Origin of the sequence: Mesorhizobium sp. B2-3-6 (genome assembly GCF_006442305.1) — a bacterium.
Classification (GTDB): Bacteria; Pseudomonadota; Alphaproteobacteria; order Rhizobiales; family Rhizobiaceae; genus Mesorhizobium.
In genome coordinates, this window is the sequence record NZ_VFVW01000011.1 from 1 (window position 1) to 26348 (window position 26348).

22 protein-coding genes and 1 tRNA gene are annotated in these 26348 nt (G+C 62.4%); 11 read left to right on the forward strand and 12 right to left on the reverse strand.

The window, feature by feature from the left end:
• Positions 1-25: 25 nt before the first annotated feature.
• Entirely contained in the window at positions 26-1462 is a 1437-nt protein-coding gene (locus FJ953_RS26735) for a glutamine synthetase family protein (RefSeq protein WP_181168425.1), read from the reverse strand.
• Positions 1463-1603: 141 nt separating this feature from the next.
• Between FJ953_RS26735 and FJ953_RS26740 the strand changes: the two genes are divergently transcribed.
• Positions 1604-2314 carry an HAD family hydrolase gene (locus tag FJ953_RS26740; protein ID WP_140498531.1) on the forward strand — a complete coding sequence of 237 codons (711 nt, stop codon included), beginning with the start codon at positions 1604-1606 and terminating at the stop codon, positions 2312-2314.
• Positions 2315-2330: 16 nt separating this feature from the next.
• On the opposite strand, the gene FJ953_RS26745 is transcribed toward FJ953_RS26740, so the two are convergent.
• From FJ953_RS26745 to aceA, 3 genes are all read right to left on the reverse strand, one after another.
• A complete protein-coding gene (locus tag FJ953_RS26745; RefSeq protein WP_140525262.1) occupies positions 2331-2774 on the reverse strand; it encodes a response regulator in 444 nt (147 codons plus the stop codon).
• A gap of 240 nt (positions 2775-3014) precedes the next feature.
• Positions 3015-3257, reverse strand: a complete 243-nt coding sequence (locus tag FJ953_RS26750; protein WP_140498529.1) for a hypothetical protein — start codon at positions 3255-3257, stop codon at positions 3015-3017.
• A gap of 52 nt (positions 3258-3309) precedes the next feature.
• Positions 3310-4599, reverse strand: coding sequence for an isocitrate lyase (aceA, locus tag FJ953_RS26755; RefSeq protein WP_140498528.1), 1290 nt, complete (start codon positions 4597-4599; stop codon positions 3310-3312).
• Between the two features lie 235 nt (positions 4600-4834).
• Here aceA and FJ953_RS26760 point away from each other — a divergent pair, with 235 nt between their 5' ends.
• The 6 genes from FJ953_RS26760 (at position 4835) to FJ953_RS26785 (ending at position 11821) form a co-directional block, all read left to right on the forward strand.
• A complete protein-coding gene (locus tag FJ953_RS26760; RefSeq protein WP_140625418.1) occupies positions 4835-6280 on the forward strand; it encodes an XRE family transcriptional regulator in 1446 nt (481 codons plus the stop codon).
• A 139-nt stretch (positions 6281-6419) separates the two neighbouring features.
• Complete coding sequence (locus FJ953_RS26765; RefSeq protein WP_140625419.1) at positions 6420-7373, forward strand: DMT family transporter; 954 nt, start codon at positions 6420-6422, stop codon at positions 7371-7373.
• Positions 7374-7712: 339 nt separating this feature from the next.
• Entirely contained in the window at positions 7713-8810 is a 1098-nt protein-coding gene (locus FJ953_RS26770; RefSeq protein WP_140625420.1) for a polyamine ABC transporter substrate-binding protein, read from the forward strand.
• Between the two features lie 78 nt (positions 8811-8888).
• Entirely contained in the window at positions 8889-10031 is a 1143-nt protein-coding gene (locus FJ953_RS26775; RefSeq protein ID WP_140513400.1) for an ABC transporter ATP-binding protein, read from the forward strand.
• A 9-nt stretch (positions 10032-10040) separates the two neighbouring features.
• Entirely contained in the window at positions 10041-11006 is a 966-nt protein-coding gene (locus FJ953_RS26780; protein ID WP_140498523.1) for an ABC transporter permease subunit, read from the forward strand.
• Positions 11003-11821 (forward strand): ABC transporter permease subunit, encoded by an 819-nt coding sequence (locus FJ953_RS26785; RefSeq protein ID WP_140513402.1) that lies wholly within the window; start codon positions 11003-11005, stop codon positions 11819-11821. The genes FJ953_RS26780 and FJ953_RS26785 overlap by 4 nt, the downstream gene beginning before the upstream one ends.
• A gap of 149 nt (positions 11822-11970) precedes the next feature.
• On the opposite strand, the gene FJ953_RS26790 is transcribed toward FJ953_RS26785, so the two are convergent.
• Entirely contained in the window at positions 11971-13824 is a 1854-nt protein-coding gene (locus FJ953_RS26790; protein ID WP_140498521.1) for an AsmA family protein, read from the reverse strand.
• Between the two features lie 258 nt (positions 13825-14082).
• Here FJ953_RS26790 and FJ953_RS26795 point away from each other — a divergent pair, with 258 nt between their 5' ends.
• On the forward strand, positions 14083-16053 hold the full coding sequence (locus FJ953_RS26795) for an acetoacetate--CoA ligase (protein WP_140625421.1): 1971 nt from the start codon (positions 14083-14085) through the stop codon (positions 16051-16053).
• A 271-nt stretch (positions 16054-16324) separates the two neighbouring features.
• On the opposite strand, the gene FJ953_RS26800 is transcribed toward FJ953_RS26795, so the two are convergent.
• Positions 16325-20113 (reverse strand): PAS domain S-box protein, encoded by a 3789-nt coding sequence (locus FJ953_RS26800; RefSeq protein WP_140625422.1) that lies wholly within the window; start codon positions 20111-20113, stop codon positions 16325-16327.
• 250 nt (positions 20114-20363) lie between these two features.
• Here FJ953_RS26800 and FJ953_RS26805 point away from each other — a divergent pair, with 250 nt between their 5' ends.
• Both FJ953_RS26805 and FJ953_RS26810 read left to right on the forward strand, forming a co-directional pair.
• Positions 20364-20822 carry a phasin gene (locus tag FJ953_RS26805; RefSeq protein ID WP_140498518.1) on the forward strand — a complete coding sequence of 153 codons (459 nt, stop codon included), beginning with the start codon at positions 20364-20366 and terminating at the stop codon, positions 20820-20822.
• Positions 20823-21160: 338 nt separating this feature from the next.
• Positions 21161-21237: transfer RNA gene (locus FJ953_RS26810), tRNA-His, on the forward strand.
• A gap of 205 nt (positions 21238-21442) precedes the next feature.
• Here FJ953_RS26810 and FJ953_RS26815 read toward each other — a convergent pair.
• Both FJ953_RS26815 and FJ953_RS26820 read right to left on the reverse strand, forming a co-directional pair.
• A complete protein-coding gene (locus FJ953_RS26815; protein ID WP_140625423.1) occupies positions 21443-21655 on the reverse strand; it encodes a hypothetical protein in 213 nt (70 codons plus the stop codon).
• Positions 21652-21978 carry a hypothetical protein gene (locus FJ953_RS26820; protein ID WP_140625424.1) on the reverse strand — a complete coding sequence of 109 codons (327 nt, stop codon included), beginning with the start codon at positions 21976-21978 and terminating at the stop codon, positions 21652-21654. The genes FJ953_RS26815 and FJ953_RS26820 overlap by 4 nt, the downstream gene beginning before the upstream one ends.
• Before the next feature lie 351 nt (positions 21979-22329).
• Here FJ953_RS26820 and FJ953_RS30630 point away from each other — a divergent pair, with 351 nt between their 5' ends.
• Positions 22330-22500: a hypothetical protein gene (locus tag FJ953_RS30630; protein WP_181175046.1), complete on the forward strand. Its 171-nt coding sequence runs from the start codon at positions 22330-22332 to the stop codon at positions 22498-22500.
• A 70-nt stretch (positions 22501-22570) separates the two neighbouring features.
• Here FJ953_RS30630 and FJ953_RS26825 read toward each other — a convergent pair whose 3' ends face one another.
• The 4 genes from FJ953_RS26825 to FJ953_RS26840 form a co-directional block, all read right to left on the reverse strand.
• Complete coding sequence (locus tag FJ953_RS26825) at positions 22571-24844, reverse strand: hypothetical protein (protein ID WP_140625425.1); 2274 nt, start codon at positions 24842-24844, stop codon at positions 22571-22573.
• 78 nt (positions 24845-24922) lie between these two features.
• Complete coding sequence (locus tag FJ953_RS26830; RefSeq protein WP_140625426.1) at positions 24923-25255, reverse strand: hypothetical protein; 333 nt, start codon at positions 25253-25255, stop codon at positions 24923-24925.
• On the reverse strand, positions 25248-25703 hold the full coding sequence (locus FJ953_RS26835) for a hypothetical protein (protein ID WP_246674911.1): 456 nt from the start codon (positions 25701-25703) through the stop codon (positions 25248-25250). The genes FJ953_RS26830 and FJ953_RS26835 overlap by 8 nt, the downstream gene beginning before the upstream one ends.
• Positions 25700-26347 (reverse strand): hypothetical protein, encoded by a 648-nt coding sequence (locus tag FJ953_RS26840; protein ID WP_140625428.1) that lies wholly within the window; start codon positions 26345-26347, stop codon positions 25700-25702. Before FJ953_RS26840 ends, FJ953_RS26835 begins: the two co-directional genes overlap by 4 nt.
• Position 26348: the final 1 nt, after the last annotated feature.

Below are 26348 nucleotides of genomic sequence, written 5' to 3' on the forward strand. Positions count from 1 at the left end.
CCTACTCCCCTACTCCCCTACTCCCCTACACATTGAGCAACAAATACTCCCTCTCCCAAGGACTGATCACTTCCATGAACGTCTCGAATTCCGCCCGCTTGATCGCCGCATAGGTCGCGGCGAAGGACTTGCCCAAAAGCGCGCAGAGTTCCTCGTCGCCCTCGAACAGGTCGACGGCTTCGAGCAGGCTGCGCGGCAGGTCGATCTCGTCGGCATTGGCGGTGGTCAGCACCGGAGGTTCGGCCTTGATCTTGTTGGTGATGCCGATCAGCCCGCAGGCGAGCGAAGCGGCCATTGCCAGATAGGGATTGGCGTCGGAGGAGGGGATGCGGTTTTCGACGCGGCGCGCCGCCGGATCCGAGCGCGGCACGCGGAATGCCGTTGTGCGATTATCGTAGCCCCATTTGTTGTTGACCGGAGCCGAGGCGGACTGCGTCAGCCGGCGGTAGGAATTGACGTAGGGCGCAAACATGACCAGCGCGTTCGGCACATGCTTCTGCATGCCCCCGATGAAATGGAAGAAGTCCTCGGTTTCCGAGCCGTCCTCGGCCGAGAAGATGTTCTTGCCCGTCTTCTTGTCGATGATCGACTGATGGATGTGCATGGCGGAGCCCGGCTGACCCTGGATCGGCTTGGCCATGAAGGTGGCGTAGATTTCGTGTTTCAGCGCCGCCTCGCGAATAGTGCGCTTGAACATGAACACCTGGTCGGCGAGTTCGACGGGATCGCCGTGGCGCAAATTGATCTCGAGCTGGCCGGCGCCCTCCTCATGGATGAGCGTGTCGATCTCCAGGCCCTGGCTTTCGGAAAAATGATAGATGTCGTCGATCAGCTCGTCGAACTCGTTGACGCCGGCGATCGAATAACCGGCGCCGCCGCCGATCGCCCGCCCCGAACGGCCGACGGGCGGCGTCAGCGGATAATCCGGATCCGGGTTCTTGCGCACCAGATAGAACTCGATCTCGGGCGCCACCACCGGTTTCAGCCCGCGCCTGTCATAGGCGGCCAGAACACGCTTCAAGACGTTGCGCGGCGTGAATTCCACCGAACGGCCGTCCTGGTGGACGAGGTCGCAGATGACGGCCGCCGTCGGGTCTTCCTCCCAAGGCACCACCGTCAGCGTCGACAGGTCCGGCATGAGCTTGAGGTCGCCGTCGTCCTCCGGATAATGGAAGCCGTTGCCGTCTTCGGGATAGCCGCCTGAGATGGTGGTCATGAATACGGCTGAAGGCAGCGCCAGCGAGGTGTTGGAGGTGAATTTCTTTGACGGCATCATCTTGCCGCGGGCAACGCCGGCCTGGTCAGGTGTAATGCATTCGATGTCTTCGATGCCGCGCCATTCCAGCCATTCGCTGACTTCCTTCCAGTTCTTCACACCACGCAGGTTTTTCACGAAGGCAGGCGTGCGGGCGCGCCCTCCGCGGCTCGACGGACGGACTTCCTTTTTTGCAGGCGGCATCATTCACCAGATTGGGTTGCGGATTTAGGAGTATAGCTGTGCCCGGCGACCGAAGGGAAGGGGAGCAGCCGGCATTGGCCGTTGCGGTTGAAAATCGCGGCTGCGAGATTAGGTTCAGCCTCGTTCACATACGAGAAGGCGTCGATGCAGAAGACCGGCGAACTGACCACCATAGGCTTCGATGCCGACGATACGCTGTGGCAGAACGAACAGTTCTTCCGCATGACCGAGAAGCGCTTTGCCGCCATGCTTGCCGATCACGGCGAAGAGGAACATATCTCGGCACGGCTGCTGGAGGCGGAGAGACGCAATCTTGCCGTCTACGGTTTCGGCATCAAGGGGTTCACGCTGTCGATGATCGAGACGGCGATCGAGGTCACGCAAGCCCGCGTGCCGGCTTCGGTCATATCGGAGATCCTCGGCGCCGGCCGCGAGATGCTGAGCCACCCGATCGAGGTCTTGCCGCATGCGCGCGAGACCGTGGAACGGCTCGCCGGCGCCTATCGCCTCGTGCTGATCACCAAGGGTGATCTGTTCGACCAAGAACGCAAGCTGGCCGGGTCCGGCCTTGGCGATCTGTTCGACGCTATCGAGATCGTCAGCGACAAGAACGCGGCTACCTATGCGCGCGTTTTCAGTCGCCATGGCGACGGCCCGGCCAGGAGCATGATGGTCGGCAATTCGCTGAAGTCCGATGTGGTGCCGGCCATCGAAGCCGGCGGCTGGGGCGTTCATGTGCCGCACGAATTGACCTGGGTGCTTGAACATGTCGAAGCGCCGATTGCCGAACCGCGCTTCCGGCAGATCTCCGATCTCGGACAACTACCCGAACTGATCGAAAGCCTCGCCGGATAGGGCTTGCTTGCCGCTCTCAGCGGTTGACCAGCCGATCAATCACCGGCTGCAATCGCTCGGGCGTAATCGGTTTGGCCACCACCGCGTCGACGACGTTTGAAAGGCCAAGGCTCTCCGGCGTGCCGTTCTTGGTTGAAAGCAGTACCACCGGAGGGAGCGATTTACCCGAAGCCCGCCGCAACATCTCGATGCCGGGCATCAGAGTGTCGCAGTCCCTGTTATCGGCGCCGCCGTCCAGGACAATCACGGCCAGGGCCAGCAAGCGCAAGGTCTTCGCCGCCATGTCGGGTGATTCCGAGATCGGCTTGAGCCCGGACCGCTCGACGATCTTGGAAATCACCACCCGATTGATCGGCGACTTGCCGACAACGAGCACCTGCGAGGTCTGACGGATCGTCTCCGTGGCTGAATCCCGGCTCACCAGATTCGGATGTCTCGCGCTTTCGTCGTCACGCTTCACTGGGCACCCAAGTCAGCCAAGAAACTCGTCCCATTTCAATGCAGAGTTGAAATCAGGCGACAATTGGCGTGAGATCGCGGTCCCTGTCAAGCCGAAATAAAAAGCTGGGGGAAAGCATTCCCGCAGCAGTCAATTCAAGCAACAGTACTGTACTGCTCTGTCCATTCCTGGGTTGCATGAAAATAAAATTCACCTGCGCATACACGGCGCAGGTGAGAGGCGGGCCTGCGCGATCTTCGATCAGCCATGGCTTTGCTGCGTGACGATGACCGGGATCAACAGGTCCCCCCAATTGCCGTCGCCGCCATGGTGTCGTGCCGAGCGCACCAGCTCGACCGAGACGCCGGCTTCCACCGCCTTCATCACCGACTGGTTGAGCCGGTGCAGATCGTTGGCCAGCATGCGGATCGTCGCTTGCTGGTCGATGCTCATCGTGGTCGACTGCTCTTCGGCCCGTTCCTTGACGCGGCTTATCGATGCCATTGGTCTTCTCCTTGCTGTATGCCCTTGGGCGTTTGCCGAGATCCCTGGTTTGCTATTCCGCAGCCGGTTTGAACTGGGCGTGCTCGGTCGATTCATGCATGGCCGTGGTCGATGACCGTCCGCCGGTGATCGCCATCGACACGGCATCGAAATAGCCGGTGCCGACCTCGCGTTGGTGCTTGGTCGCGGTGTAGCCGTTGGCCTCCGCCGCGAACTCGGCTTCCTGCAACTCCGAATAGGCTGCCATCTGCCGCTCCTTGTAGCCGCGGGCGAGTTCGAACATGCCGTAATTGAGCTGGTGGAAACCGGCCAGCGTGATGAACTGGAACTTGTAGCCCATGGCGCCGAGCTCTTTCTGGAACCTGGCGATCGTGGCGTCGTCGAGGTTCTTCTTCCAGTTGAACGAAGGCGAGCAATTATAGGCCAGCAGCTTGCCGGGGTGATGCCTGTGCACGCCCTCGGCAAATCTCCTCGCCTGCGCCAGGTCGGGCTTCGAGGTTTCGCACCAGATAAGGTCGGCGTGGGGAGCGTAGGCGACGGCGCGCGCGATGCAGGGCTCGATACCGTTCCTCACCTGGTAGAAGCCTTCCACCGTGCGGCCGGCGTCGTAGTCGACGAAGGGCTGGTCGCGCTCGTCGATGTCGGAGGTGAGCAGCTTCGCCGCTTCCGCGTCCGTGCGCGCCACGACCAGGGTGGGCGTGCCCATCACGTCGGCTGCCAGGCGTGCGGCATTGAGGTTGCGGATGTGGGCCGCGGTAGGGATCAGCACCTTGCCGCCGAGATGGCCGCACTTCTTTTCCGACGCCAATTGATCCTCGTAATGGACGCCGGCGGCACCTGCCTCGATGAACGCCTTCATGATCTCGAAAGCGTTGAGCGGCCCACCGAAGCCGGCTTCGGCATCGGCGACAACAGGTGCGAACCAGGTATCGACCGAAAGCCCCTTGCCTTCGGAGGTCTCGATCTGGTCGGCGCGCTGCAAGGTGCGGTTGATGCGCTTGACGAGTTCGGGGGCAGCGTTGGCCGGGTAGAGCGACTGGTCCGGATACATGGCCGAGGCGGTGTTGGCGTCGGCGGCGACCTGCCAGCCAGACAGGTAGATCGCCTTCAGCCCGGCGCGCACCTGCTGCATCGCCTGGTTGCCGGACATGGCGCCGAGCGCGTTGACGAAGTCCTCCTCGTGGATGAGCTTCCACAGCCGGTTGGCGCCCATTTCCGCCAGGCTCTGGCGGATCTGCACCGAGCCGCGCAGTCGCGTCACATCCTCCGGCGAATAGGGGCGTTCGATGCCATCGAAGCGGCCCTCGGGGGCCGAGGGGACGAGGTTGTAAAAATCAGTCATGCTCTACTCCGGAGGATTGTTTCTTTGCGGCTCGGCGGCATTCCTCGCCGCGTTCGAATGTGACCGAATTTACAGTGCGAGGCGAAAAGAACCATGCAAATCGAAGAATCAGGCCTTGAATAAGGGAAAATCTGTATTGTGTTTGACAGACGGGCGAGGTAAATTTGTAATTATTGTAAAAAGTCGCATGGAAGCGTAGCAGCGACTGCAATGTAAATTCCTGTCAAGGAGCCGTATGGCCGACCAGAAGATATTTGCCGGGCCGCGTATCCGCCGCATCCGCAACGCCAAGGGCCTGACCCAGACGGCAATGGCCGGAGGCCTGGGCATCTCGCCATCCTATCTCAACCTGATCGAGCGCAACCAGCGGCCGCTGACGGTGCAGTTGATCCTGAAGCTGGCGTCCGTCTACAAGGTCGATCCGCATGAGCTGCAGGGCGAAGCGGGCGGCTCTGTCGCGGCCTTGAGGGAAGTGTTTGCCGATCCGCTGCTGGCTGGCGAATTGCCGGGAGACCAGGAACTGATCGAGCTTGCCGAAGCCGCGCCCAATGCCTCCGCGGCCGTGATAAAACTGTTCCGTGCCTATCGCGAACAGGCCGAGCGCCTGTCCGATCTCAACGAGCTTCTTGCGCGCGAGGGGCGGGTGACGGCGCTTTCCAGCGCCCGCCTGCCGATCGACGAGGTGCATGAGATTTTCGAGCGTCGGCCGAACCATTTTGCGCATATCGAGGAAGAGGCGGAAGCATTCACTTCGGTGCTCGATCCCGGCGATGATTTGTCTGCTGCGCTGAAGGGCTGGCTGAAGCGCGAATACGGCATCGTCGTCAAGGTGCTGCCGGTCGCCACCATGCCGAACTGGCGCCGCCGCTACGATCGCCATTCGCAGCGCCTGTTCCTGTCCGAGCGCCTGTCGCCGTTCGACCAGTTACGCGAAATGGCGATGGAGGCATGCCTGATCCGCATGACCGTCGCGATAGCCGGCGAGATCCAGGCGTTGAAACTGTCCACAGATGAGGCCCGCCGCCTCGCCCGGTTCGAACTCGGGCGCTACGCGGCGCATGCGCTGATGATGCCTTACCAGGCTTTCCACGCGGCGGCCGTTCGTGCCCGCTACGATATCGACGTGCTGCGCTCGCGCTTCGGCGTTTCCTTCGAGCAGGCGGCCAACCGGCTGACCACGCTGCAGCGGCAAGGCGCCTCGGCCGTGCCGTTCTTCATGCTGGAGATCGACAATGCCGGCAATCGCTTCCGCAAAGCCGGCAGCCTGGGCTTTCCGCAAAGCCGCTTCGGTGGCGCTTGTCCCAAGCTTCCCGTGCACGTCGCCTTCAGCCAGCCCGGCCAGATTTTCGTGGAAGCGGTGGAAATGCCCGACGGCGCCGAGTTCCTCTGCATCGCCCGCACGCTGGAAGGGCCGCAAGGCGCGTTCTCCGAGCGGCCGCGCCGTACTGCGCTGCTGCTGGGGTGCGACATCGGCTTTCGCGACGACATCGTCTACGGTGCGGCACTTCCCGGCCCGACGGCCGGAAAAGGCGGAGCTGGCGCGGTAGCGGCGACGCCGGTCGGGCCCGCCTGCCGGCTTTGCGAGCGCGTCGGCTGCCTGACGCGCGCCGAGCCGCCGGTGACGCGCCCGCTTGGCCTCGACGAGATGGTGACAGGCCTGAGCGCCTTCGATTTCCAGTGACGCTTCGCAAGGCGGACTTGCCACAATCGCCGGCGGTCTCTGGATCACGCCGGGCCCGCGCCTTTGCGTTACGCGAATGAGGTACGTTTTTGTCGTCCCTTGCGCATTGTGCCGTTCTCAAACATCGACAGTCGTACCCATGACCGACACAGCATCATCGCCGATCGCTCGTTCATCGACCGTCCCGCAGCGGGAGGAGCGCATCGGCTTCCTGCTCGTGTTCCTGTCGGCATTGATGTGGAGTTTCGGCGGCACGATCGCCCGCTTCATCACCGCCGGCGACAGCTGGACGGTGGTGTTCTGGCGTTCCGTGTGGGCGGCCGCCTTCCTGCTCTGCTTCATGGTCTGGCGTGACGGCTGGCGCGGCATGCTGAGGTCGTTTCGCGGCATGGGCCTGCCCGGCCTTGCCGTGGGCTTCTGCTTCGCCACCGCGTCGACTTCTTTCGTCGTGGCGCTTGCCTACACCACCGTCGCCAACATCCTGTTGATGCAGGCCGGCGTGCCGCTGCTTGCGGCGCTGTTTGCCTGGGCGCTCTTTCGCGAAAGAGTGGCGGTCGCGACCTGGCTGGCGATTGCCGCCGTCATCGCCGGTGTCGCCATCATGGTGTCGGAATCGCTGGATGGCGCCGTTTCGCCCATGGGCGACGGGCTGGCGCTGCTGATCGCCGTCATGTTCTCGATCGCCACGGTCATCACCCGGCGCTTTTCCAGCGTGCGCATGACGCCGGCGACCTGCCTCGGCACGATCCTGGCGGCGGGTTTTGCCGCCTCGCAGGCTTCGACCTTCGCCGTATCGGGCATCGACATGGGTTTTCTCTTCGTGTTCGGGGTGGTTAATCTGGGCCTTGGCCTCGCTTTCTTCGCCACCGGCGCGAGGCTGATCCCGGCCGCCGTCGCCGCGCTGTTGGGTACGTTCGAGCCGATCCTCGGGCCGATATGGGTGTGGCTGATCCACTCCGAGGTGCCGTCGGGCCGCACCATCCTCGGCGGCGCGGTGGTGGTCACGGCGCTGCTCGTCCATATCGGACTGGAGTTCAAGCGACAGACGCGGCCAGTCAGGGCAGGGGTCACCGGCGTGCCGTCGCCGAATTGATGCGGCGCCCTAGCTTTGCCATTGACAAGTTCGCTGCCGCGCGGGCAGGCTGGGACCACGGCAACAACAAGACAGGCTTATCTTGCCAAGTCTCCCCGGCGACCCGATCGAGACCGGATCACATCCCAGTATTTCTGCCTGCGCGGCGGCGAAAGCTTCTGACGATGCGGCGACTCCTTCCAGCCCAGGACAGTGGCGCGCGAGCATCGCTTGCGACAGCCGGCGGCGCGGCAATTGGCGCTTGTCGCCTCCTGGAAAGCTCAATAGTCTGAAGCAAATGCCCGGCCGCGCGGATACCGCGACGCGCCGGCGATGGAACACTCACCAAAGGAGAATAGCATGATCCGCAAAGCGCTCTGGCTTTCGGCGACTTCGGCATTTCTGGCGCTCTTTACGCTCGGCGGCCACGCCGAGGACCGCGTCGTCAATGTCTTCAACTGGTCGGACTATATAGACCCCACGGTCATCGACGATTTCACCAAGCAGACCGGCATCAAGGTGGTCTACGACACGTTCGATTCCAATGAGATCCTGGAAACCAAATTGCTTGCCGGCGGCAGCGGCTATGACGTCGTCGTGCCGAGCGGCAATTTCCTTGCCCGCCAGATCCAGGCCGGCGTGTTCCAGAAGCTCGACAAGTCGAAACTGCCGAACCTCTCCAACATGTGGGACACGGTTTCGGAACGGACCGCCAAATACGATCCGGGCAACGAATATTCGATCAATTACATGTGGGGCACGGTCGGCCTCGGCTACAACGTCAAGAAGGTGCAGGCAGCGCTCGGCACCGACAAGATCGACAGCTGGGACGTGTTCTTCAATCCGGAAAAGCTGGCTAAGCTGAAGGATTGCGGCGTCTATGTCCTGGATTCGCCGACCGACATCTTCCCGACCGCCTTCAAATATCTCGGCATCAATCCTGAGACCACGTCGCCGGACGATTTTGCCAAGGCCGAGGAATTGATGATGAAGATCAGGCCCTACATCAGGAAGTTCCATTCCTCCGAATACATCAACGCTCTGGCCAATGGCGATATCTGCCTGGCGGTTGGCTGGTCGGGCGACGTGTTCCAGGCGCGCAACCGTGCCGAGGAGGCCAAGCAGGGCGTCGAGATCGGCTACGCCGTGCCGAAGGAAGGCGCCGAAATGTGGTTCGACCAGATGGCAATCCCTGCCGATGCGCCGCATGTCGCCGAGGCGCATGAGTTCCTGAACTATATGATGAAGCCGGAGGTGATCGCCAAATCGTCGAACGCCGTGCTCTATGCCAACGGCAACAAGGCTTCCCAGCAATTCGTCGACAAGGCGCTTCTGGAGGATCCCGCTGTCTACCCGGACGCCGCGACCTTGCAGAAGCTCTTTACGATCTCGCCCTACGATCCCAAGACCCAGCGCGTCATCACGCGCACCTGGACCAAAATCGTCACCGGTCAGTAGTCAGTCCGAGGAGGCCCGGCAGTCACCCTGCCGGGTCTCCTTCTTTTCGATGGGGCAAAACAGCAGCGGAGTGGGCACATGAAATCGCTTGGCAGCATCCGCAGGGATTTCGCGCCTTGGAACGATCCGAACGCCAAGCCATACATTCAGTTCGACAATGTCTCCAAGAAGTTCGGCGACTTCACCGCCGTGAACAATCTCTCGCTGACCATATTCGAGCGCGAGTTCTTCGCCCTGCTCGGCGCCTCCGGTTGCGGAAAATCGACGCTGCTCAGGATGCTCGCCGGCTTCGAGGAGCCGACGGCCGGCCGCATCCTGCTCGACGGCCAGGATCTGCGCGGCATCCCGCCTTATCGCCGGCCGGTCAACATGATGTTCCAGTCCTATGCCCTGTTTCCGCATATGACTGTGGAGAACAACATCGCCTTCGGCCTCAAGCAGGAAGGGATGGCCAAGCCAGACGTCGAAAAGCGCGTCGCCGAGATGCTCAAGCTGGTCAAGCTCGAGCAGTTCGCCAAGCGCAAGCCGCACCAGCTCTCCGGCGGCCAGCGCCAACGTGTCGCGCTCGCCCGTTCGGTCGCCAAGCGGCCGAAGGTGCTGCTGCTCGACGAGCCGCTCGGCGCGCTCGACAAGAAGCTGCGCGAGGAGACGCAGTTCGAACTGATGGACCTTCAGCAGGAACTCGGCCTCACCTTCGTCGTTGTCACCCACGACCAGGAAGAGGCCATGACCATGGCCGACCGTATCGCCATCATGGACAAGGGCGAGGTCATGCAGGTCGCGACGCCGGCGGAAGTCTACGAGGCCCCGGCGTCGCGCTTCGTCGCGCATTTCGTCGGCAACGTGAACATGTTCGAGGGCAAGGTTGCCGAACGGACGGACAAGACGGCGCGCATCACCGGAGCGACCGGCGCCCAGATCCTCGTCGAGAATGCCGGCAATGCCGCCGCCGCGGGCGCCGATATCGTCTTCGCGATCAGGCCGGAGAAGATCAAGGTGTCGTCCAAGAAGCCGGCCGATGGCGTCAATGCGCTGGAGGGCGAGGTTTACGACATCGCCTATCTCGGCGACATGACCGTCTATCACGTCCGGCTGGACGACGGGCAACTCGTGCGGGCAAGCGCCTTGAACGCGGCGCGCATCACCGAGGACCCGCTGACCTGGAACGACCGCGCCTGGGTCTCTTTTCGGCCGGATGCCGGCGTCGTACTGACGCGGTAGGGGGCTGACATGTCCGACATCGCCGCCACCGACGCCGCCCTACCGGCCGCGGCAAAACCGTTGCTGGCGCGGCTGGGCGCCGGCTTCGTCAACCGTCTCGTCATCTTCATTCCCTATCTCTGGCTGCTGTTCTTCTTCCTCGTCCCCTTCATCATCGTCTTCAAGATCTCGTTGTCGCAGACGGCGATCGCCATGCCGCCCTATACGCCGGTGCTTGATTTCAGCGATGGCGTCTCCGGCTTCTTCGCGGGCTTTCGCGATCTCAACTTCGACAACTATGCCTGGCTGACGCAGGACGCGCTCTACTTCAACGCCTATGTCACCAGCTTGATCATCGCGGCGATCTCGACCGTGCTGACGCTGATCGTCGGCTATCCCATAGCCTACGGCATGGCCCGCGCGCCGGCGACGATCCGCCCGACCTTGCTGATGCTGGTCATCCTGCCGTTCTGGACCTCGTTCCTGATCCGGGTCTATGCCTGGATCGGCATCCTGAAGCCCGAGGGGCTGCTCAATCAGTTGCTTCTGTCGCTGCATCTGATCAACCAGCCGCTGGTCATCCTCAACACCTATACGGCGATTTTCATCGGCATCGTCTACTCCTACCTGCCGTTCATGGTGCTGCCGCTCTATTCGTCGCTGGAAAAAATGGATTATTCGCTGATCGAGGCGGCCAAGGACCTTGGTTGTCCGCCGACCAGTGCATTCTGGAAGATCACGTTCCCGCTGTCATTGCCCGGCGTCATCGCCGGCTGCCTGCTGGTGTTCATTCCGGCGGTCGGCGAATTCGTTATTCCCGATCTGCTTGGCGGTTCGCAGACGCTGATGATCGGCAAGACGTTGTGGAACGAGTTCTTCGCCAATCGCGACTGGCCGGTCTCTTCAGCCGTTGCGGTCATCCTGCTGCTGTTGCTGACGGTCCCGATCATGATCTTCCAGCAAGCCCAGGCGAAGGCGCAGGAGCAGGACAAATGAACAGCAGCTGGAGCCGCTTCAACATCACCTCGATCGTGCTCGGTTTCGCCTTCCTCTATCTGCCGATCGTGCTGCTCATCGTGTTCTCCTTCAACGAATCCAAGCTGGTCACCGTCTGGGGCGGCTTTTCGACCAAATGGTACGTGTCGCTGTTCCACAATCAGGGCCTCATGGACGCCACCTGGGTGACGGCGCGCGTCGGCGTCATTTCGGCCACGGCGGCGACCGTGCTCGGCACGTTGGCGGCGCTGACGCTGACACGCTACACGCGTTTCCGGGGCAGGGTACTGTTCTCCGGCATGGTGTTCGCGCCTTTGGTCATGCCCGAAGTCATCACCGGCCTGTCGCTGTTGCTGCTCTTCGTCGCTGTCGGCCTCGACCGGGGCTTCCTCACCGTCACACTCGCACACACCACCTTGACGATGTGCTTCGTCGCCGTCGTCGTGCAGTCGCGCCTCGTATCTTTCGACCGCTCGCTCGAGGAGGCGGCGATGGATCTCGGCGCGCCGCCGGTCAAGACATTCTTCCAGATCACGCTGCCCGTCATCCTGCCCGCGATCGTGTCGGGGTGGATGCTTGCCTTCACGCTCTCGCTCGATGACCTGGTCATCGCCAGCTTCACCTCGGGGCCGGGTGCGACCACGCTGCCGATGAAGATCTACAGCCAGGTTCGTCTCGGCGTGACGCCGGAGATCAACGCCGCCTGCACCATTCTGATCGCGGTCGTCGCGGTCGGCGTCATCGTCGCTTCGCTTGCCAATAAGCGTCGCGAGGTCCAGCGCCAGCGCGACGAGCAGGCCGCCCAACGCGGCTGAGCATGATCCCGAAAAGTGGGCACCGGTTTTCGGGCGAGATCATGCCCGAATAGGCTGAGCATGATCCCGAAAAGTGGGAACCGGTTTTCGCGGACAAACGGTTCCGTTTGTCCAGAGATCATGCTTGAACAACGAGGCCGAAAGGCTGCTTATTCGCCCGACACGCCGCGGTTGATCGGCGAAATGAACGGCGTGCTCCATGTCCCCCCAACGAAGAAGGACGATTGCTTGGGGCCTTGTTGGCCGTTTGCCTGCGTGGCGACCTGGTCCGGCTGGATGACACCGCCTGACAGCGCCAGCCCCCGTCCGGCATAGGAGGCGATGCCGGAAAGCCAGATCTTGTACTTCGCCGAATTGGCTTCGGCCTTGTCCAGCCTCGCCACGCCTTTCGAGATGGTGGCCTTCAGTTCGGCGCCATCGATCGGCAGTGTCCCGTCCGAGACGTCGTCAAGTGCGAAGAAGCCGCCCTGTTCGGTATGCTTGAGAAAGGCCGGCAGGTTGAATTTGCTGAGCGCGCCTGGCCCGAAGGTCGCCGAAACCGAGCCGTCGGCGGTTTCGAAGATCGAGTCCCAGGTCCTGCCGGGCCCTTTGAGGATGACGGACACGGTCCCCGTGCCGACCGGCACCAGCCGCGTCATCCCGGCCGCCGTGCCGAAAGCGCCGCCATCGATATCGGAAGCCAGCAGCCGGATCTCGACCTGGCTGCCCTCGGGCTTGCGGTCGAAGCGAAGGCTGCTCTGGATGTTGCCGCCAAAGGCCGAGGCATCGGAAATGTCGAAAACGGACAGGCCATCCTTGACCTGCGCCGTGGCGGCGACGTCGGCAAGCTGGATGGAGCCTGCCGTGGCGTGCGCCGCCGACAGCCTGAGGTCGAGATTGACCCGGTCGGCGAAATTCGTGTCGACTTCGCTTGGACCTGCCCCGCTTGCCGGCCCGAGCGGCGTGAAGGCGGACAGGAACGACCTCAGATCGAGCGTGTCGAAGGCGAGCGTGCCGGAGATCACCGGCTGTGCGTCGCCAAGCGACAGGTCCAGCGCACCCATGCCTGGGTTATTGTCGAGGGAGAGTGCGGTGTTCTCGAATTTGACGCGCCCCGCCGTCGCGGTCACCTTGCTCGAGATGCTGACGGAGCCGATCGCGGCGCCCGGCGCGATATCGGCCTGCGACCATTCGAGCACACGCCGCAACGAGGGCGCTGAAAACTTGGCCTGGCCGTCGAAATAGGCGTTTTCGGACATGCTGGCCGTGCCGTCGAAGGAGAAGGTGGCGGGCGCCGCCTTGAACGACAGGGTGAGCGGCGCCATGCCGCCGGCAAACAACACCAGCGGCTTCGGCGATGCGGCATCCACGGCGACGCTTTCGCCGCGCCAGATGCCGGTCGCCGAGAGCGTCGCATTGCTGTTCATCGCCGCCCATGTCGCCTGGCCGCTCAGGCTACTCAGCACCTCTTCGTCCTTGCCGTTGACGGACGCCACCATGCGGCCGTCCCTGAACTCCACCGTGCCGAAAGTGTCGGCCGGTAGCTTGTCAAGATCGGGTTTGGCGGGGTCCGCACCGACCACGCCGCGCGCCACGTCGATGGCGCGTGCGATGCGGCCGCCGGTCGGAGCGGTGGGCAGGAACAGGCCGCTCGCCGTGCGCTGGACCCTGATCGTCGGCCGCACCAGCCGCGCCGTGGAAAACACCACGTCGCCGCGCAGCGCCGCCATGGCCGAGAGGTCGACCTCGACCCGTTCGGCCTCGACGACCGGCGGTGCGTCGACGTCGGTCCACTTCGAAAGCGTCACATCCGTCAGGATCGCCCGGAAGTTCGGCCAGACCTCGATGCGCGGCGAGCCTTCGATGGCAACCCGGAAACCGCTCCAGGCACTCAATTCCCAGGCGATACGATCGCGCACGATACGCGTCGAAGCGATCAGCGGCAGGGCGGCGACCACCAGCGCGATGACGATCACGGCAGCGCCGATCGCCCATGTTCCGCGTCGGATCAAAGATGATGGCATATCGCCCCGTATGCTTTCGTTCCGACAAAAATCGTCCGGCGGGTGTAAACCCGGTCGTCACCACGGCTTCCAGCCGTCACCACGACTTGCAGTCGTCACTGCGACTTCTAGTCGTCACTACGACTTAGGGTCGAGGCATTTCAAGTCTTTATGTCCCGGCGATGGCATTTGCGCACATCTGGACGCCTCGGCCGAACAAAATCTTGCTCTGCTGCGGCGCAATATGCATAAGCGGTGGCGATCCTGGGAGGACCCATCATGGCTGCCGAAGTACCACTCTGGACCCCGACGCAGGACCAGATTGACGCTGCGCCGCTGACCGCCTTCATGAAGGCCGCCGCTGCAAAAAGCGGCATATCCGTGACTTCCTATGCCGACCTTCACCGTTGGTCGGTGGCGGACCGCGAAGCGTTCTGGAGCCTGGTCTGGGATTTTTGCGGCATCGTCGGCGACAAGGGCAGCGCCGAAAGCGAGCGTGTGCTCGTCGCTGGCGAGAAGATGCCGGGAGCGGCCTTCTTTCCCGACGCGATGGTGAATTTCGCCGAGAACCTCCTGAAGAAGACCGGAGCAGGAGAGGCGATCGTGTTTCGCGGCGAGGACAAGGTCGAGCGCCGGCTGTCCTGGAACGAACTGCATGCGCTCACCTCGCGCTTCCAGCAACTCTTCTTGTCGCTCAAGGTCAAGAAAGGCGACCGTATCGCTGCGATGATGCCCAACATGCCGGAAACAGTCGCCGCCATGCTCGCGACCGCCTCTATCGGCGCGGTGTGGTCGTCCTGCTCACCGGATTTCGGCGAGCAGGGCGTTCTCGACCGGTTCGGGCAGATCGAACCCGTCGTCTTCATCGTCCCCGATGGTTACTGGTACAACGGCAAGGCGATCGAGGTCGCCGACAAGATCGCCGCGGTGGCCGCAAAGCTGGGCACTGTCCGCAAGGTGGTGGTCGTTGACTATCTCGGCACCTCGGCCGATGTCGCTGATACGATCGAAAAGGCCGTGGCGATGGAAGAGGCGCTGTCGCCCTTCGCGGTCAGGCAGGTCACCTTCGAGCGGCTGCCGTTCGCGCATCCGCTCTACATCCTGTTCTCGTCCGGAACGACCGGTATTCCCAAATGCATTGTCCATTCGGCCGGCGGAACGCTGATCCAGCACCTCAAGGAACATCGCCTGCACGCAGGCCTGCTCGACGGCGACCGCTTCTTCTATTTCACCACCTGCGGCTGGATGATGTGGAACTGGCTGGTGTCGGGCCTCGCTTCGGGCGCGACGCTGCTGCTCTATGACGGCTCGCCCTTCTACCCCAACGGCAATGCGCTGTTCGACTTCGCCGACGCCGAGAAGATGACCTTCTTCGGCACCTCGGCGAAATTCATCGATTCGGTACGCAAGGCCGGCCTCAAGCCGATCCAAAGCCATGATCTGTCAACCGTGCGCGCCATCTCCTCGACGGGCTCGCCGCTGTCGCCCGAGGATTTCCGCTTCGTCTACGACGGGATCAAGAAGAATGTGCATCTGGCATCGGTCTCCGGCGGCACCGACATCGTTTCCTGCTTCGTCCTCGGCGTCCCGACTGAACCGGTATGGACCGGCGAGATCCAGGGACCAGGCCTCGGCCTTGCTGTCGACGTCTGGGACGACGACGGCAAGCCGGTCAGGCAGGAGAAAGGCGAACTAGTCTGCACCAAGGCGTTCCCGGCAATGCCGATCGGCTTCTGGAACGACCCCGAGGGCAAGAAATACCGGGCTGCCTATTTCGAGCGCTTCGACAATGTCTGGTGCCATGGCGACTTCGCCGAGTGGACCGCTCATGGCGGCATGATCATCCATGGCCGCTCCGACGCGACGCTCAATCCGGGTGGTGTGCGCATCGGCACGGCGGAGATCTACAATCAGGTCGAGCAGATGCCGGAAATCCTGGAGGCGCTCTGTATCGGTCAGGATTTCGACAATGACGTGCGCGTGGTGCTGTTCGTGCGGCTGGCCGCCGGCGTTCAGCTCGACGAGGATCTGGAGAAGCGCATCCGGGCGAAAATCCGCGCCGGCGCCAGCCCGCGCCACGTGCCGGCCAGGATCATCGCCGTGTCAGACATTCCTCGCACCAAATCGGGCAAGATCACCGAGCTTGCGGTGCGCGACGTCGTGCATGGCCGCGCCATCAAGAACAAGGAGGCGCTCGCCAATCCCGAGGCGCTCGAGCTGTTCAGAAACCTGCCGCAATTGGCCGAGTGACCGCCCGCCCGGCATGGTTAATCAAATCTGCCGCGCGAATTTACCTAGATTTCACGAGTGGTACACATTCGTAAATTTTTTCGGGACCTGGTAAGGACTTGTTAAGGCCCGGCGTCGATAGTCGCACGTAACTTGAGGGAGAAATCCCGTTCCTCAGCCCCCGGAGGATCTGAATTCGCTCAAGCCCCCGTTGTGACAGCAAATCCCATCTTTCAAGGCGTCCTGTTGGGCGCCTTTTCTTTTCCAGGCGGCTGGATGGACGGGAGCTTGCCTATTCCGCAAGCACGCGCGTCGACGGGAACGCGATCTCGACCAGGGTTCCTTCGCCGGGCGTCGAGGTGATGATAAAACGGGCGCGGTTCGCTTCAACCATCGCCTTGGTCAACGGCAGGCCGAGACCGGTGCCGTCGCCGCGCCCCCGTTTCAATGCATTGATCTGTTTGAACGGCTTCAACGCCTGCTCGATCTCGGCTTGGCTCATACCGATGCCGGTGTCGCGCACGCGCATGACGACATCGCCCGAGGTCTCATAGGCGGTCGAGACGATCACCTGGCCGCCGGCCTGGGTATAACGGATGGCGTTCGACAGGATGTTGAGGGCAATCTGGCGCACGCTGCGCAGGTCCGCCACCACTTCCGGCAGTCGCGACGCGAAGCTGGAGCGAATGATGACGCGCTCGCGGTTGGCCTGCGGCTGCATCATCGCCACCGTCTCGGCCAGTGTGTCGTTGAGCGACACCGCTTCATAGGCCATTTCCTGCTGGCCGGCCTCGATCTTGGAGATATCGAGAAGGTCGTTGACGAGATCGAGCACATGATTGCCCGATCGGTTGATATCGCGCAGGTAATCGCGGTAGCGGTCATTGGCCACCGGCCCGAATTTCTCGTCCACCATCAGTTCGGAAAAGCCGATGATGGCATTGAGCGGCGTGCGGATCTCGTGGCTGATGCGGGCGAGGAAATCCGTCTTCTGCGAGGAGGCGCGCTCGGCCACCGCACGCGCCTGGGTCAGGTCCTCCTCGGCCCTCTTCCACTGCGTGATGTCGCGCACCACCGCGCAAAACCCGCTGTCGTTGGGCAGCCGGCCGATGGTCATGAACAGCGGAATGAAGCGGCCCTGCGCCTCGCGGCCGATGACTTCGCGGCCGTCGTTCAGGACGCTCGCCACGCCGGGCTCGGACAGGCCGTCGAGATAATCGCGCGCCGCGCGCTGGCTTTCGATGGCGAACAGCGAGGCGAACGGCTTGCCGGTCACGTCGTCGCTGTCGAAGCCGAACAGCGCCTCGGCTGGACGGCTTATGGAACGAATCGCGCCGTCACGGCCGATCAGCACGACGCCGTCGGTGGCGGTATCGATGATGGTGCGCATCTCGGCGATGCGCGCCTTGAGCTCGGAAATATCGGGCTGCGTCTGCTCGTCGCCGGCCGCATGCAGTGCCGCCGGTGCCTCATCCTCGCCCGAACGGCGCACCACCAGCATCAGCGCCTTGCCGTCGCGCCACGGAACCGAACGCAGGATAGCCTCGATTGGAAATTCCTGCCCGCCATGCGTCTTCAGCCGCAACGCCCGGTCCGCGCCCTCGGCGGCGCCGTCATGGCCATAGGGATCGGCAAACAGCGCGCCCAGTCCGCCGGCGTCCGCCAGTTCATCGAGCGTCTCATAGCCTGTCAGGACGAGAAACTCCTCGTTGGCGTAATGAAGTTCATCCCCGGAATGGATGAGCAGCGGCACGGGCAGCTTGCTCAGGAGCGAGGTGTCGGGAGCCTTGCTCTCGTCTCCGACCGCAAAGGCCGACGGCACGAACCCTTCGAGCTTGAGCGGAGGCACTTTGAGGCGTGGCCGCTCGACCGGAGCCTCCACCGCGTCGCTGGTGCCGGCGGCCCCCTCGGCGGTCGCGGCCTGCTCATCGGACGCGGACGCTTCCTCGTCCCCGACCCAGTCCTCACTGTCCTCGGCATCGCGAAAATCGGCCGATGTCATGCTCTCGTCGTCGGCAATGTCATCGTTGGTGCCGGCGACGGCCGGTTCGCCTGCCGCCGCGACGGGCTCTTCGCTCTCCCGTTCCGTCCGCGCCGCCGCCGGTTCGGAAGCCGGGGTCTCGTCATTGTTGTCGGCGATCGGCGCTGGTTCCTCGCTCCGCTCGGCATAGTCGAGCAGCGAACCCGTCACTCCGGCCACCGTGTCGGCGGGCTCCTCGTCAGCCGTTTTGTCCGGCCGTTCGCCATCAAGCCGGGCGAGATCCTCTGCATCCTCGGCATCGACATCGGTTTCGGACGGCTCAGCCGGTGCGGCTTCGCCCTTTGGCGCAAGGTTTTTGCGGGCGTCCGCTGGTTTCTCGGACGGCCCCGCCGGCGTTGCCGCCTCCGGTTGCCCGGCATCGTCCGGACCCGGTCTTTCGGCCTCCGGCTCGGCCGGGCTGCTTTCCTTCTTCAGCCGCTCGCCGATCTCGCGGAAGGCGCTGCGTTCCAGGGTCGACAGACCCTTGTCGTTAGCCGGCTGGCGATGTTCGGCCAGACGGATCACCTTGTCGGCAAAGCGGCGTTCAGGCTTCGGCACGATGGTCAGCGCCGGCACCTCGCCCCGGAACGGGTCCGATGGCTTCAACTCCTCGGTCTTCGGTTCCTCGGGTGCGGGTTCGACCGGTTCCGGTGCCGGGGGTGCCTCGCTGTTGGGCACCAGCGCCATGCCGATCGCTTCAGGATCGACAACGGCGTCGCCGGCGCGGGCGACGCCGAAACCGCGGAAACCCTCGAAGGCACGGCTGCGGCCATAGACGGGCAGGGCCGCTAGGTCGACGGGGATCTTCAGGTCCGTGCCGACGACCGGCCACAACACGGAACGGCCGGACCAGGTGTCGCGCCGCTCCAGGAGACCGGCGATCTCGCCGGACGCATCCAGCCCGAAGGCCGCCGCGACGTCCCTGAAGCGCCTGCCGATGACGTCCGCGGCCGGTTTGCCGACGACGTCGGCGAATTCCGGCGACAGCGCGCTGAACCTGCCCTCGGCGTCGGTTCGCCAGACGAAACGCAGCGGCGCCGCCGTGCGGTCCACGGTCCTGGCGGCCGGGGCTGCCGGAACAACTGGAGCCTGGGCATCGTGCTTCGCGTCCTCGGCTGGACCTTCGGCGGCAGCCGGCGAAAGTGCAGCTTCGGCGTCCGGCGCGGCTGGGCCGCGCGCATGCCTCCCGTCCTCGCCGGCATTGAAATACCAATGGTCGTGCTGTGCCCGCGTACCGTTTGCCGCCGGTTGTCCGGGTTCTGCCGCCGCCGGTTCCTGCACGGCCGCTTCGGCAGCGGCTTGTGCCTTCGGTTCCGAGATATCCTTGGCGACGGCCTGTGAGCGGTTACGTCCTTCCGAACGCTCGGCCGCTGGAGTCCCCTCCGCCAGCGCACGGTCGTCGAGCCTGTTTTCGTCGATCACCACCAGCAAATGTCGCTCAGGCGTCAGTCGGGCGAGGCCCGCCGGATAGGATGTGCCGCCGCCCGGAACCAGGCGCTTGACGATGCGGTCGCTCTCATTCGCGACGTCGGCCACCAGCGCGGCCAGCGTCGCGGGCTCGATGCCGAGCTGCGAAAAGCTCTCCGATGCCGCTTCGACATTGCCGCTGGCGTCGATGAAGGCGATGAAATGGCCATCTTCCGTGAAGCCGCTGATGGCCCTGCCGGCGATTTCGGCCGCACTGCGCGAGCCGGTCTGGGCCGCCGGCACCGCCAGCATGATGGCGTTCTCGCCGTCGGGCAGCGTCACAGCGCTTGCAAGGAAGCCGATGGCGCGGCTGGTCATGCCGGTCGCCAGCCTGACCGTGATGCTTCGGTCGCTGCCGATGTCGGGAAATCCACTAGTTGCCATGATCTGGCGGCGGGCGATCAGCGGCAGCCGTGCCTCGGCGCCGATGATGCTTTCGATGTCGGGATAGCCGAACACCGCGGCACCCGGTCCATTGGCCCAGATCACCTGCTCCAGATTCGCCGACAGGATCGCGATCGCGTCGCCGGCGGCGAAGCGCTGGCGGACCGCGTCGAGCACGGCGACGTCGAGAAAGGAATATTCGGACGGCATGCGCTGGCGAAATCCTCATGCAGCGGGCATTTTTGCAGTTAACGCTTTGTTAATAAAAGCCGGCGGCGCGAAGGTCCACAAGCCAGAACGTGCATAGGCCTGAATTTCGGCTCTTGGTTAACGGCCGAAACGGAATCTATGGTGCAGTGCAACAAAGATATTGCAATGCACAAAAATTGCCTTTATATTGCCATCATACATGAACGAGACGGCTTTCCGTCAAAGCCGCTACCGCTGAAAAGGATGGAAAATGTCCAGGACCAAGACTGCCGAGACCATCGAAAACGTTGAATTCCCGAGCTTTGACGCTTCCAAGGCCACCGACCAGATCCGCGCTTTCGCCGAGAAGGGCGTCGAGCAGTCGAAGGAGGCTTACGCCAAGCTCAAGACTGGCGCCGAGGAGACCCAGAAGGCCCTGGAATCCACATACGAGTCCGCCAAGACCGTTTCCAGCGACCTGTCGCTCAAGACCGTTGCCGCACTGCGCGCCAATGCCGAAGCGGGCTTTTCGCATCTCGAGGCGCTGATCGGCGCCAAATCGCTGTCGGAAGTCGTGGAGCTGCAGACCGCGTTCCTGCGCAAGCGCGTCGAAATGACCGTCGAGCAGGCCAAGGAGTTCCAGACCGTCGCCTCCAAGGCGGCCGAGGATGTCTCCAAGCCGATCAAGACCGTTTTCGAGAAGGCGATGAAGGACATCAAGGCCGCCTAATATTTGCGCATGATCAGAAGATGTAACAAAAGGTCGCATTTTCTTCGAAATGATCGTGTGTATGATGGCAGCCATCAACGAATACCCGGTCGGCGGAACCTCCTCCCTCCGCCTCCGGGGTGACCAGCCAGCACCTCCTCCCGCTGGCTCGTAACAGGAAAAGGCCGGCACCTCCTCCCGCCGGCCTTTTTCTTGTCCGCAGGTCCGCTTCCATGTGGGCAAGTGACCTTTGCTTTGCAAAAGCCTTGAATTAAAATCCATAAGCCCGTAAGGACGCATCGCCGAACGACAGAGCGCTCGAGGGGACTATGTTCCGCCGATCCCGCTCAGGCAGACGTGCCGTTGTAGCTCAGCTGGTTAGAGCGCCGGATTGTGGATCCGGAGGTCGCTGGTTCGATCCCAGCCAACGGTACCATCATTTCCATCAATGAAATCAGTCTCTTACGGAGTGGCAAACTTTGCCGCTCCAGCGCTTTCGTGTCGCGTCATGTTGCAACTGGCTCCCGTTGATTTCCAAGGGTTTCCAACAGCCCTCCGCAAATCCATGCGACATGTCCGCGACATGAAAAAAGCCCGCCACCGTGAGGCAGCGGGCTTCAAGTGTCCGAAATAGCAATTGATTAGGCGGCTGCTTTGCGCTCGCTCATGAGCTTGTGGTGGCAGGCCGCCGCTGTCTCGGTCAATCGCTTTGCCTGATCACGGGCGATCCATAAAAGCTGCTGGACCTTAGCGTCTTCGCTCTCGACCGCGACATCAAAAATGGTCTCCAAGAGCGTCGAGAGATTGCAGATGTCGCCCTCAAGGTCGTTCAGGTTGTCGCTCGGGCCGGTCATAGCGACACCAGCACTTCCTGCGAATCCATGTCGTCTGGCCACATGACACGCTCGCCAGCGATATCAGGGCAAGGCTCGGCGTCGCCGTTCTCCTCGTTGTCGCAGTTGTCTTGCTCCAGATCATCGAGGCAGCCTAGCGACGGCTCGTCGTCGGCCGTGTCCTCCAGATCGCAATCGGCTTCCATGAGGTCCAGTGCGGTAATCAGGCTCATGGCGCGGTCCAAGAGGTCATTCAGGCGCTTCTCGACTTCCTGCCGCCATGTGCGCGGGTCTACTCCCTGCGGCATCCCGTAGGGCTTCAATATCCTAACATGTGCGTTCATTGGGTTTCTCTGGATTACAGGCTTCTCAAGGCCTGGTGCCAGCGGTCAGCACTGGCGCCGGGAAGTTGAGAACATGGCCAGAGACCATGCGCGACGGCCTTTCCCTTTCGGGTATTGTATTGCCGTCGCCTTCCCGGCATAGTGGTGCCGGTCGCGCTGACGGCAAATCAGCACGGTCGTTTCGTTGGTCGATATTGATCCCGGCAAGGATCGCCTCGCCCAACGCTCTGGTTGCCTAGGCCCGGCAAAGGCCATCGGCGGGAGTTCTCAAGCTCCGCTGGCAACGATGCTCTCATTCGGTTAACAATTCAAGCACGCCCTTGCGGGGGCGAAGCTGTGGGGGCCGAAGTGATGACAGACCGCCAAAAGTTCGCTGCGCTCATGGCCTACGTCCTCGTCGGTGCTGTACTGGCGCACCTGTTCGGCGATGCCATCTTTGACGTCGGTGGCGAGGGGCTGAGTGTTGCAGCCGGCCTCGCCTATTTCGGACTGTTTGCGCTGGTAATGGAGCGGGTGGGTTAAGCTGTCGTCGCACCTGACGCGGGAAGGCGCCAGGCTTCGCTTGACCAAACACTTCATGGCTTTGGCCCCATCACTTTATTGATCGCCCGGTTTCGATCCAGGCCGAGCCACGGCGAACAAACCGCATCACGGTGTTGGTCGTAACAACAGCGTTGACGGAGCCTTGAAGAATGAGACTCCCGCTGTGGACGAGTGTCAAAGCCGCAGAAAATAGCAGCTCAAGGCGCCGCCCCTCCCATGAGTTGTTGACGAAATTGCCGATGCTGGTCACCCCGGTGATGACAAAATAATCACCGTAGCCAGGAAGGCTGATGTTAGCGGCGCTCGCCAAAGGTTCGGTGCCAAAAGAGCCGGCGCCTCGAATAGGCGAGGTTCCGCAGTTTATGAAGCGGATCGTCTCGTCCTGAATTGTCAGGCTTCCGCGCTGAATACTGGATGCGATGTCGATAGCGATGTTGTTCGCGCCGCTGTAGTCGTTGAACGTGATGTCGCTCAAACGGCAAAGCCCCGCTCCGTCGGTTAGCCTGATGCCCGCCGCCGTGGTGTGCAAGGTGTTGTTTCGGACGCGAGCCCCCGTTACCGCAACGTCGCCCAATCCGCAAACGATGCCGGCTGTGTTGTTTGCCCAAACGCTCGGGCCATCCACAAGGACGAAATTCGTCGCACCGCCCGTGGCTATGTTTATGCCTGTGGCATGAGCGGCGGCCTGCTGTCCTATGATGCGAAGATTGCTGGTGCCGTTGATGACGCTCACGCCAGCAGACCCCGCCCGAATGTCGTTGAAGGAACTGTCGGCCGAGTTGTTGACCATCGACACCGATTGAACATTGTCTATGAGATAGCCATTCATATAGCCGTAGAAGAAGTTGTTCGTGACCTTCGTCCAGTCGCTTACGTCCTTCAGCGTCAGGCCGTTGCCGGCCCGCAGACGATTGGCTGTTACAGGAGTGCCGGGCTCTGAATAGGCAGAAAGGAACGGCCAGAAATGACAGCCATTGATCTGACCCACGTCAAAATTGCCCGAAATGTATATGCCGTTCGAGCAGTCGCCCTGCACGCCGTCGATCAACATCCGCTGGCCGCCCGCGCTGTTGATGCCGTACTGAAACCCGAAGATAGAGCACCCGAGAACTGACCAGTTGTCCGTGTCGCCCTGGATCGCCGTCCCCGTCCAAGCCGCCGCCTGCGCCTGCGTCACCGTATTGACGATACCCTCTTTGATGATCACCAAGTCCTTCACGGTGGAACCAGCCGACAGCTTGATCTTGCCGCTTGGCCCCATCACAATCGTCGAACCCTGATTGTAGAAGTCGAAACGGTTGCCGGCGTACCCTTTCCACGGCCCTGTCTGCCCGACCAGCGACCCGCCTTCAGGGACGACGAGGACGTCATTCAGATAGTGGCTGTCTTTCGGCCAGACGATTGTGCGGCCACCGCGCCCGACAAAGGCAGGCGCCGCAAGCAGCGGAACGGTGTCGTTATTGGTGACACCGCCGCCGAGCGCACCGAACAGGCGGGCGTCGGCGCCCTGATGCCAATCACCCTGGCGGACTGCTGTGTAAAGGCCGTTGGTGAAGTAGATGCCTTCCGACGTGTCGGCAGTCGCCGCTGCCGCTTCCGCCGTCGAGAGCGATGACGTCAGTGTATAGACGAAAGATCCGTTTCGGCCGCCTTCCGCATGGATGATGAACGCCTTGTCTTTGGCGGGATCGAGCGCCTTGGCCGCCGTGCGATCGGCGACGTAGACCGGCGTGTCGAGGAAATCGCGGACATCGGCCTTTGCTTTGAGCAGATAGCCCGAGGCGTCAGGCTTCGCCACAAGCATGGTGTCAGCAACGACAGCCGGCAGATTGATCGACGCAGCCGAAGCGGCAGCCGAAGCGGCCGATGTCGCCGCAGCCGACGAGGAACCCGACGCAGCCGCAGCCGCAGCCGCAGCCGACGCCTCCAGGGCAATCAACTGTGCGGCATCCAGAAGGATGTTTTGCGTGAACACCAGATTGGTTGAGCCGATAGAGATCGGATCAGACGTCGAAAGATACCAGCCGCTCGAAGCGTACAGGTCGCCGGACGTGATCAGGATTTGCGTACCCGTCACCACGTCGCGGGTCTTGTTGAAATCCTTCGACCGGCGCCAGGGACCGGTGTCAGCAATCCAGATGCCGTTCTCCGAGGCGGCGGTCTGGTCCTTCACCAGTACCCTGTCGCCAGTGACCACGGCAACTCCATCAATCGTCTGCTGACCGCTCAGGGTGATGTTGCCGGTTGTCGCGACCTTCACCGGTCCTTTGATTGCCGTCGAGCTACTGAGGCCGTCTTTCAGATCAATCTGAATCGAAGTCATAAAGGGCTCCATCTAAGGGACGGGACGTCATCCGACGTTCCATTGCGCTCTTGCCGAAGGAGCGGATTCGGCTTGGGGTCAGAAGCCCCCGAATGGGTCTAGCGGCTTTGGCAGGATGCTCTGTTGCCCGTATTGCTTGCGGCGCTGCCTTTGCTGGCGCTGATAGGCACCTGGCGAGGCCACTTCCCGCATGGAGTGCAGAAAGAGGTAGTCCAGGGTCGGCCGCACCCAATACAGGTTCACGTATGGGGTGTTCTGGGTGGCAAAATTGAACAGCTCCGAGAACCTGAATTTCTCGTCTTCGCTCAGACCAGAGTCGCGGGCTTTAAGCATAAGGTTCCCAAGATCGGCCAAGGCGCCAATGGACGGGCCAGCAGCGGTTTCGAGCAGACCAGCGTGAAATCTATTCATGGGGCGGTCTCCAATCTGGACCGATAGGATTGACGGCTCCCGCGCGAAGGAAGGGCGACAGGAGGTCGAGCGTGCTTGTCAGTTCGGCATCGTCATCGTCGCTGATCTCGTCCGAAATCCATGGGGGCACCTGACCGCTGACGATGAGATGCAGAGCCTCCAGAAACTGCCCTGGCACTGTCACCACTGTGGGCGGGTTAAGTTGGCCAAGAAGGTACACCGGCTCGCCGCCGGAGGTTTCCGTCAGCCCGAGAAAGATCTTGGTGACGCCAAGCAGCCCGTTGGTCGCCAGCGAACTCGAAAAGCCTTTCAGCGGGCCGTCCCTCTTCAGGACCACAGCAACGAGGCGGCCAGGCTGAATGTCCTGTGTCGGGTCTGCCTCCAGTAGGCTCCCATCAGCGACGAGGTGTGACAGGCAGATTCCGTTCGCATAGAACGAATAGGTCATTGAGCCGCCTCCAGCCATGCGTGCTGGAATGGCGCATGGGCGCGCATCGGGAAAAGCTCACCATCCCGAAAAGCCGACACCGATACGATGTGGAGCGCCTTCGGATCAAATATCACGAACTCGTTGCAGTCCCAAACCTTCACCCGCTTTTTGCAGCCGGCATAGCCAGCGGCGGCAAGCATGGGCTCCAGCGGGCCGCCAGCTTTCCGGCAATAGTGAAGAAGCTTCCCAACCTGATTATCCCCGGCACCTTCAAGGACATGCAGCCAATAGCCCCTCATCGGGCCTCCTCCTCTCAGGAGCGAAAAGCCTTTCTCGAAAATTGATCGAGCGGGCTCCGGCTGCTCGGCGCTGAGCGTAGCGTTATCGATGTATCGCCCCTCGGGGATCTCGACTTCGTAGACATAGCCCACTCCCTCCATGGCCTCTTTGCCGTTCGGTCTTGGGTTTTGATGCCATCCGTACCAAGGTTGCGGGACAGCCACGTGCATCTCAGCACCCGGCAGCGCGTACCTGGCGGCGACATCACGATCATCAGTCAAATAGATGCCGAAGCCTTCGGAGCCGCCGTAGCGCCATTGCGAACCAATCTTGCCGGCGTTGAAGTGCTGGAACAGACAGGGAGAGCCGTGGAAGGCGATCATG

Bases quoted from the DNA above. Each gene is read 5' to 3' on its own strand.
- FJ953_RS26735 (WP_181168425.1), bottom strand. From the start codon at position 1,462: ATGATGCCGCCTGCAAAAAAGGAAGTCCGTCCGTCGAGCCGCGGAGGG.
- FJ953_RS26740 (WP_140498531.1), top strand. From the start codon at position 1,604: ATGCAGAAGACCGGCGAACTGACCACCATAGGCTTCGATGCCGACGAT.
- FJ953_RS26750 (WP_140498529.1), bottom strand. From the start codon at position 3,257: ATGGCATCGATAAGCCGCGTCAAGGAACGGGCCGAAGAGCAGTCGACC.
- aceA (WP_140498528.1), bottom strand. From the start codon at position 4,599: ATGACTGATTTTTACAACCTCGTCCCCTCGGCCCCCGAGGGCCGCTTC.
- FJ953_RS26760 (WP_140625418.1), top strand. From the start codon at position 4,835: ATGGCCGACCAGAAGATATTTGCCGGGCCGCGTATCCGCCGCATCCGC.
- FJ953_RS26765 (WP_140625419.1), top strand. From the start codon at position 6,420: ATGACCGACACAGCATCATCGCCGATCGCTCGTTCATCGACCGTCCCG.
- FJ953_RS26770 (WP_140625420.1), top strand. From the start codon at position 7,713: ATGATCCGCAAAGCGCTCTGGCTTTCGGCGACTTCGGCATTTCTGGCG.
- FJ953_RS26775 (WP_140513400.1), top strand. From the start codon at position 8,889: ATGAAATCGCTTGGCAGCATCCGCAGGGATTTCGCGCCTTGGAACGAT.
- FJ953_RS26780 (WP_140498523.1), top strand. From the start codon at position 10,041: ATGTCCGACATCGCCGCCACCGACGCCGCCCTACCGGCCGCGGCAAAA.
- FJ953_RS26785 (WP_140513402.1), top strand. From the start codon at position 11,003: ATGAACAGCAGCTGGAGCCGCTTCAACATCACCTCGATCGTGCTCGGT.
- FJ953_RS26790 (WP_140498521.1), bottom strand. From the start codon at position 13,824: ATGCCATCATCTTTGATCCGACGCGGAACATGGGCGATCGGCGCTGCC.
- FJ953_RS26795 (WP_140625421.1), top strand. From the start codon at position 14,083: ATGGCTGCCGAAGTACCACTCTGGACCCCGACGCAGGACCAGATTGAC.
- FJ953_RS26800 (WP_140625422.1), bottom strand. From the start codon at position 20,113: ATGCCGTCCGAATATTCCTTTCTCGACGTCGCCGTGCTCGACGCGGTC.
- FJ953_RS26805 (WP_140498518.1), top strand. From the start codon at position 20,364: ATGTCCAGGACCAAGACTGCCGAGACCATCGAAAACGTTGAATTCCCG.
- FJ953_RS26815 (WP_140625423.1), bottom strand. From the start codon at position 21,655: ATGACCGGCCCGAGCGACAACCTGAACGACCTTGAGGGCGACATCTGC.
- FJ953_RS26820 (WP_140625424.1), bottom strand. From the start codon at position 21,978: ATGAACGCACATGTTAGGATATTGAAGCCCTACGGGATGCCGCAGGGA.
- FJ953_RS30630 (WP_181175046.1), top strand. From the start codon at position 22,330: ATGACAGACCGCCAAAAGTTCGCTGCGCTCATGGCCTACGTCCTCGTC.
- FJ953_RS26825 (WP_140625425.1), bottom strand. From the start codon at position 24,844: ATGACTTCGATTCAGATTGATCTGAAAGACGGCCTCAGTAGCTCGACG.
- FJ953_RS26830 (WP_140625426.1), bottom strand. From the start codon at position 25,255: ATGAATAGATTTCACGCTGGTCTGCTCGAAACCGCTGCTGGCCCGTCC.
- FJ953_RS26835 (WP_246674911.1), bottom strand. From the start codon at position 25,703: ATGACCTATTCGTTCTATGCGAACGGAATCTGCCTGTCACACCTCGTC.
- FJ953_RS26840 (WP_140625428.1), bottom strand. From the start codon at position 26,347: ATGATCGCCTTCCACGGCTCTCCCTGTCTGTTCCAGCACTTCAACGCC.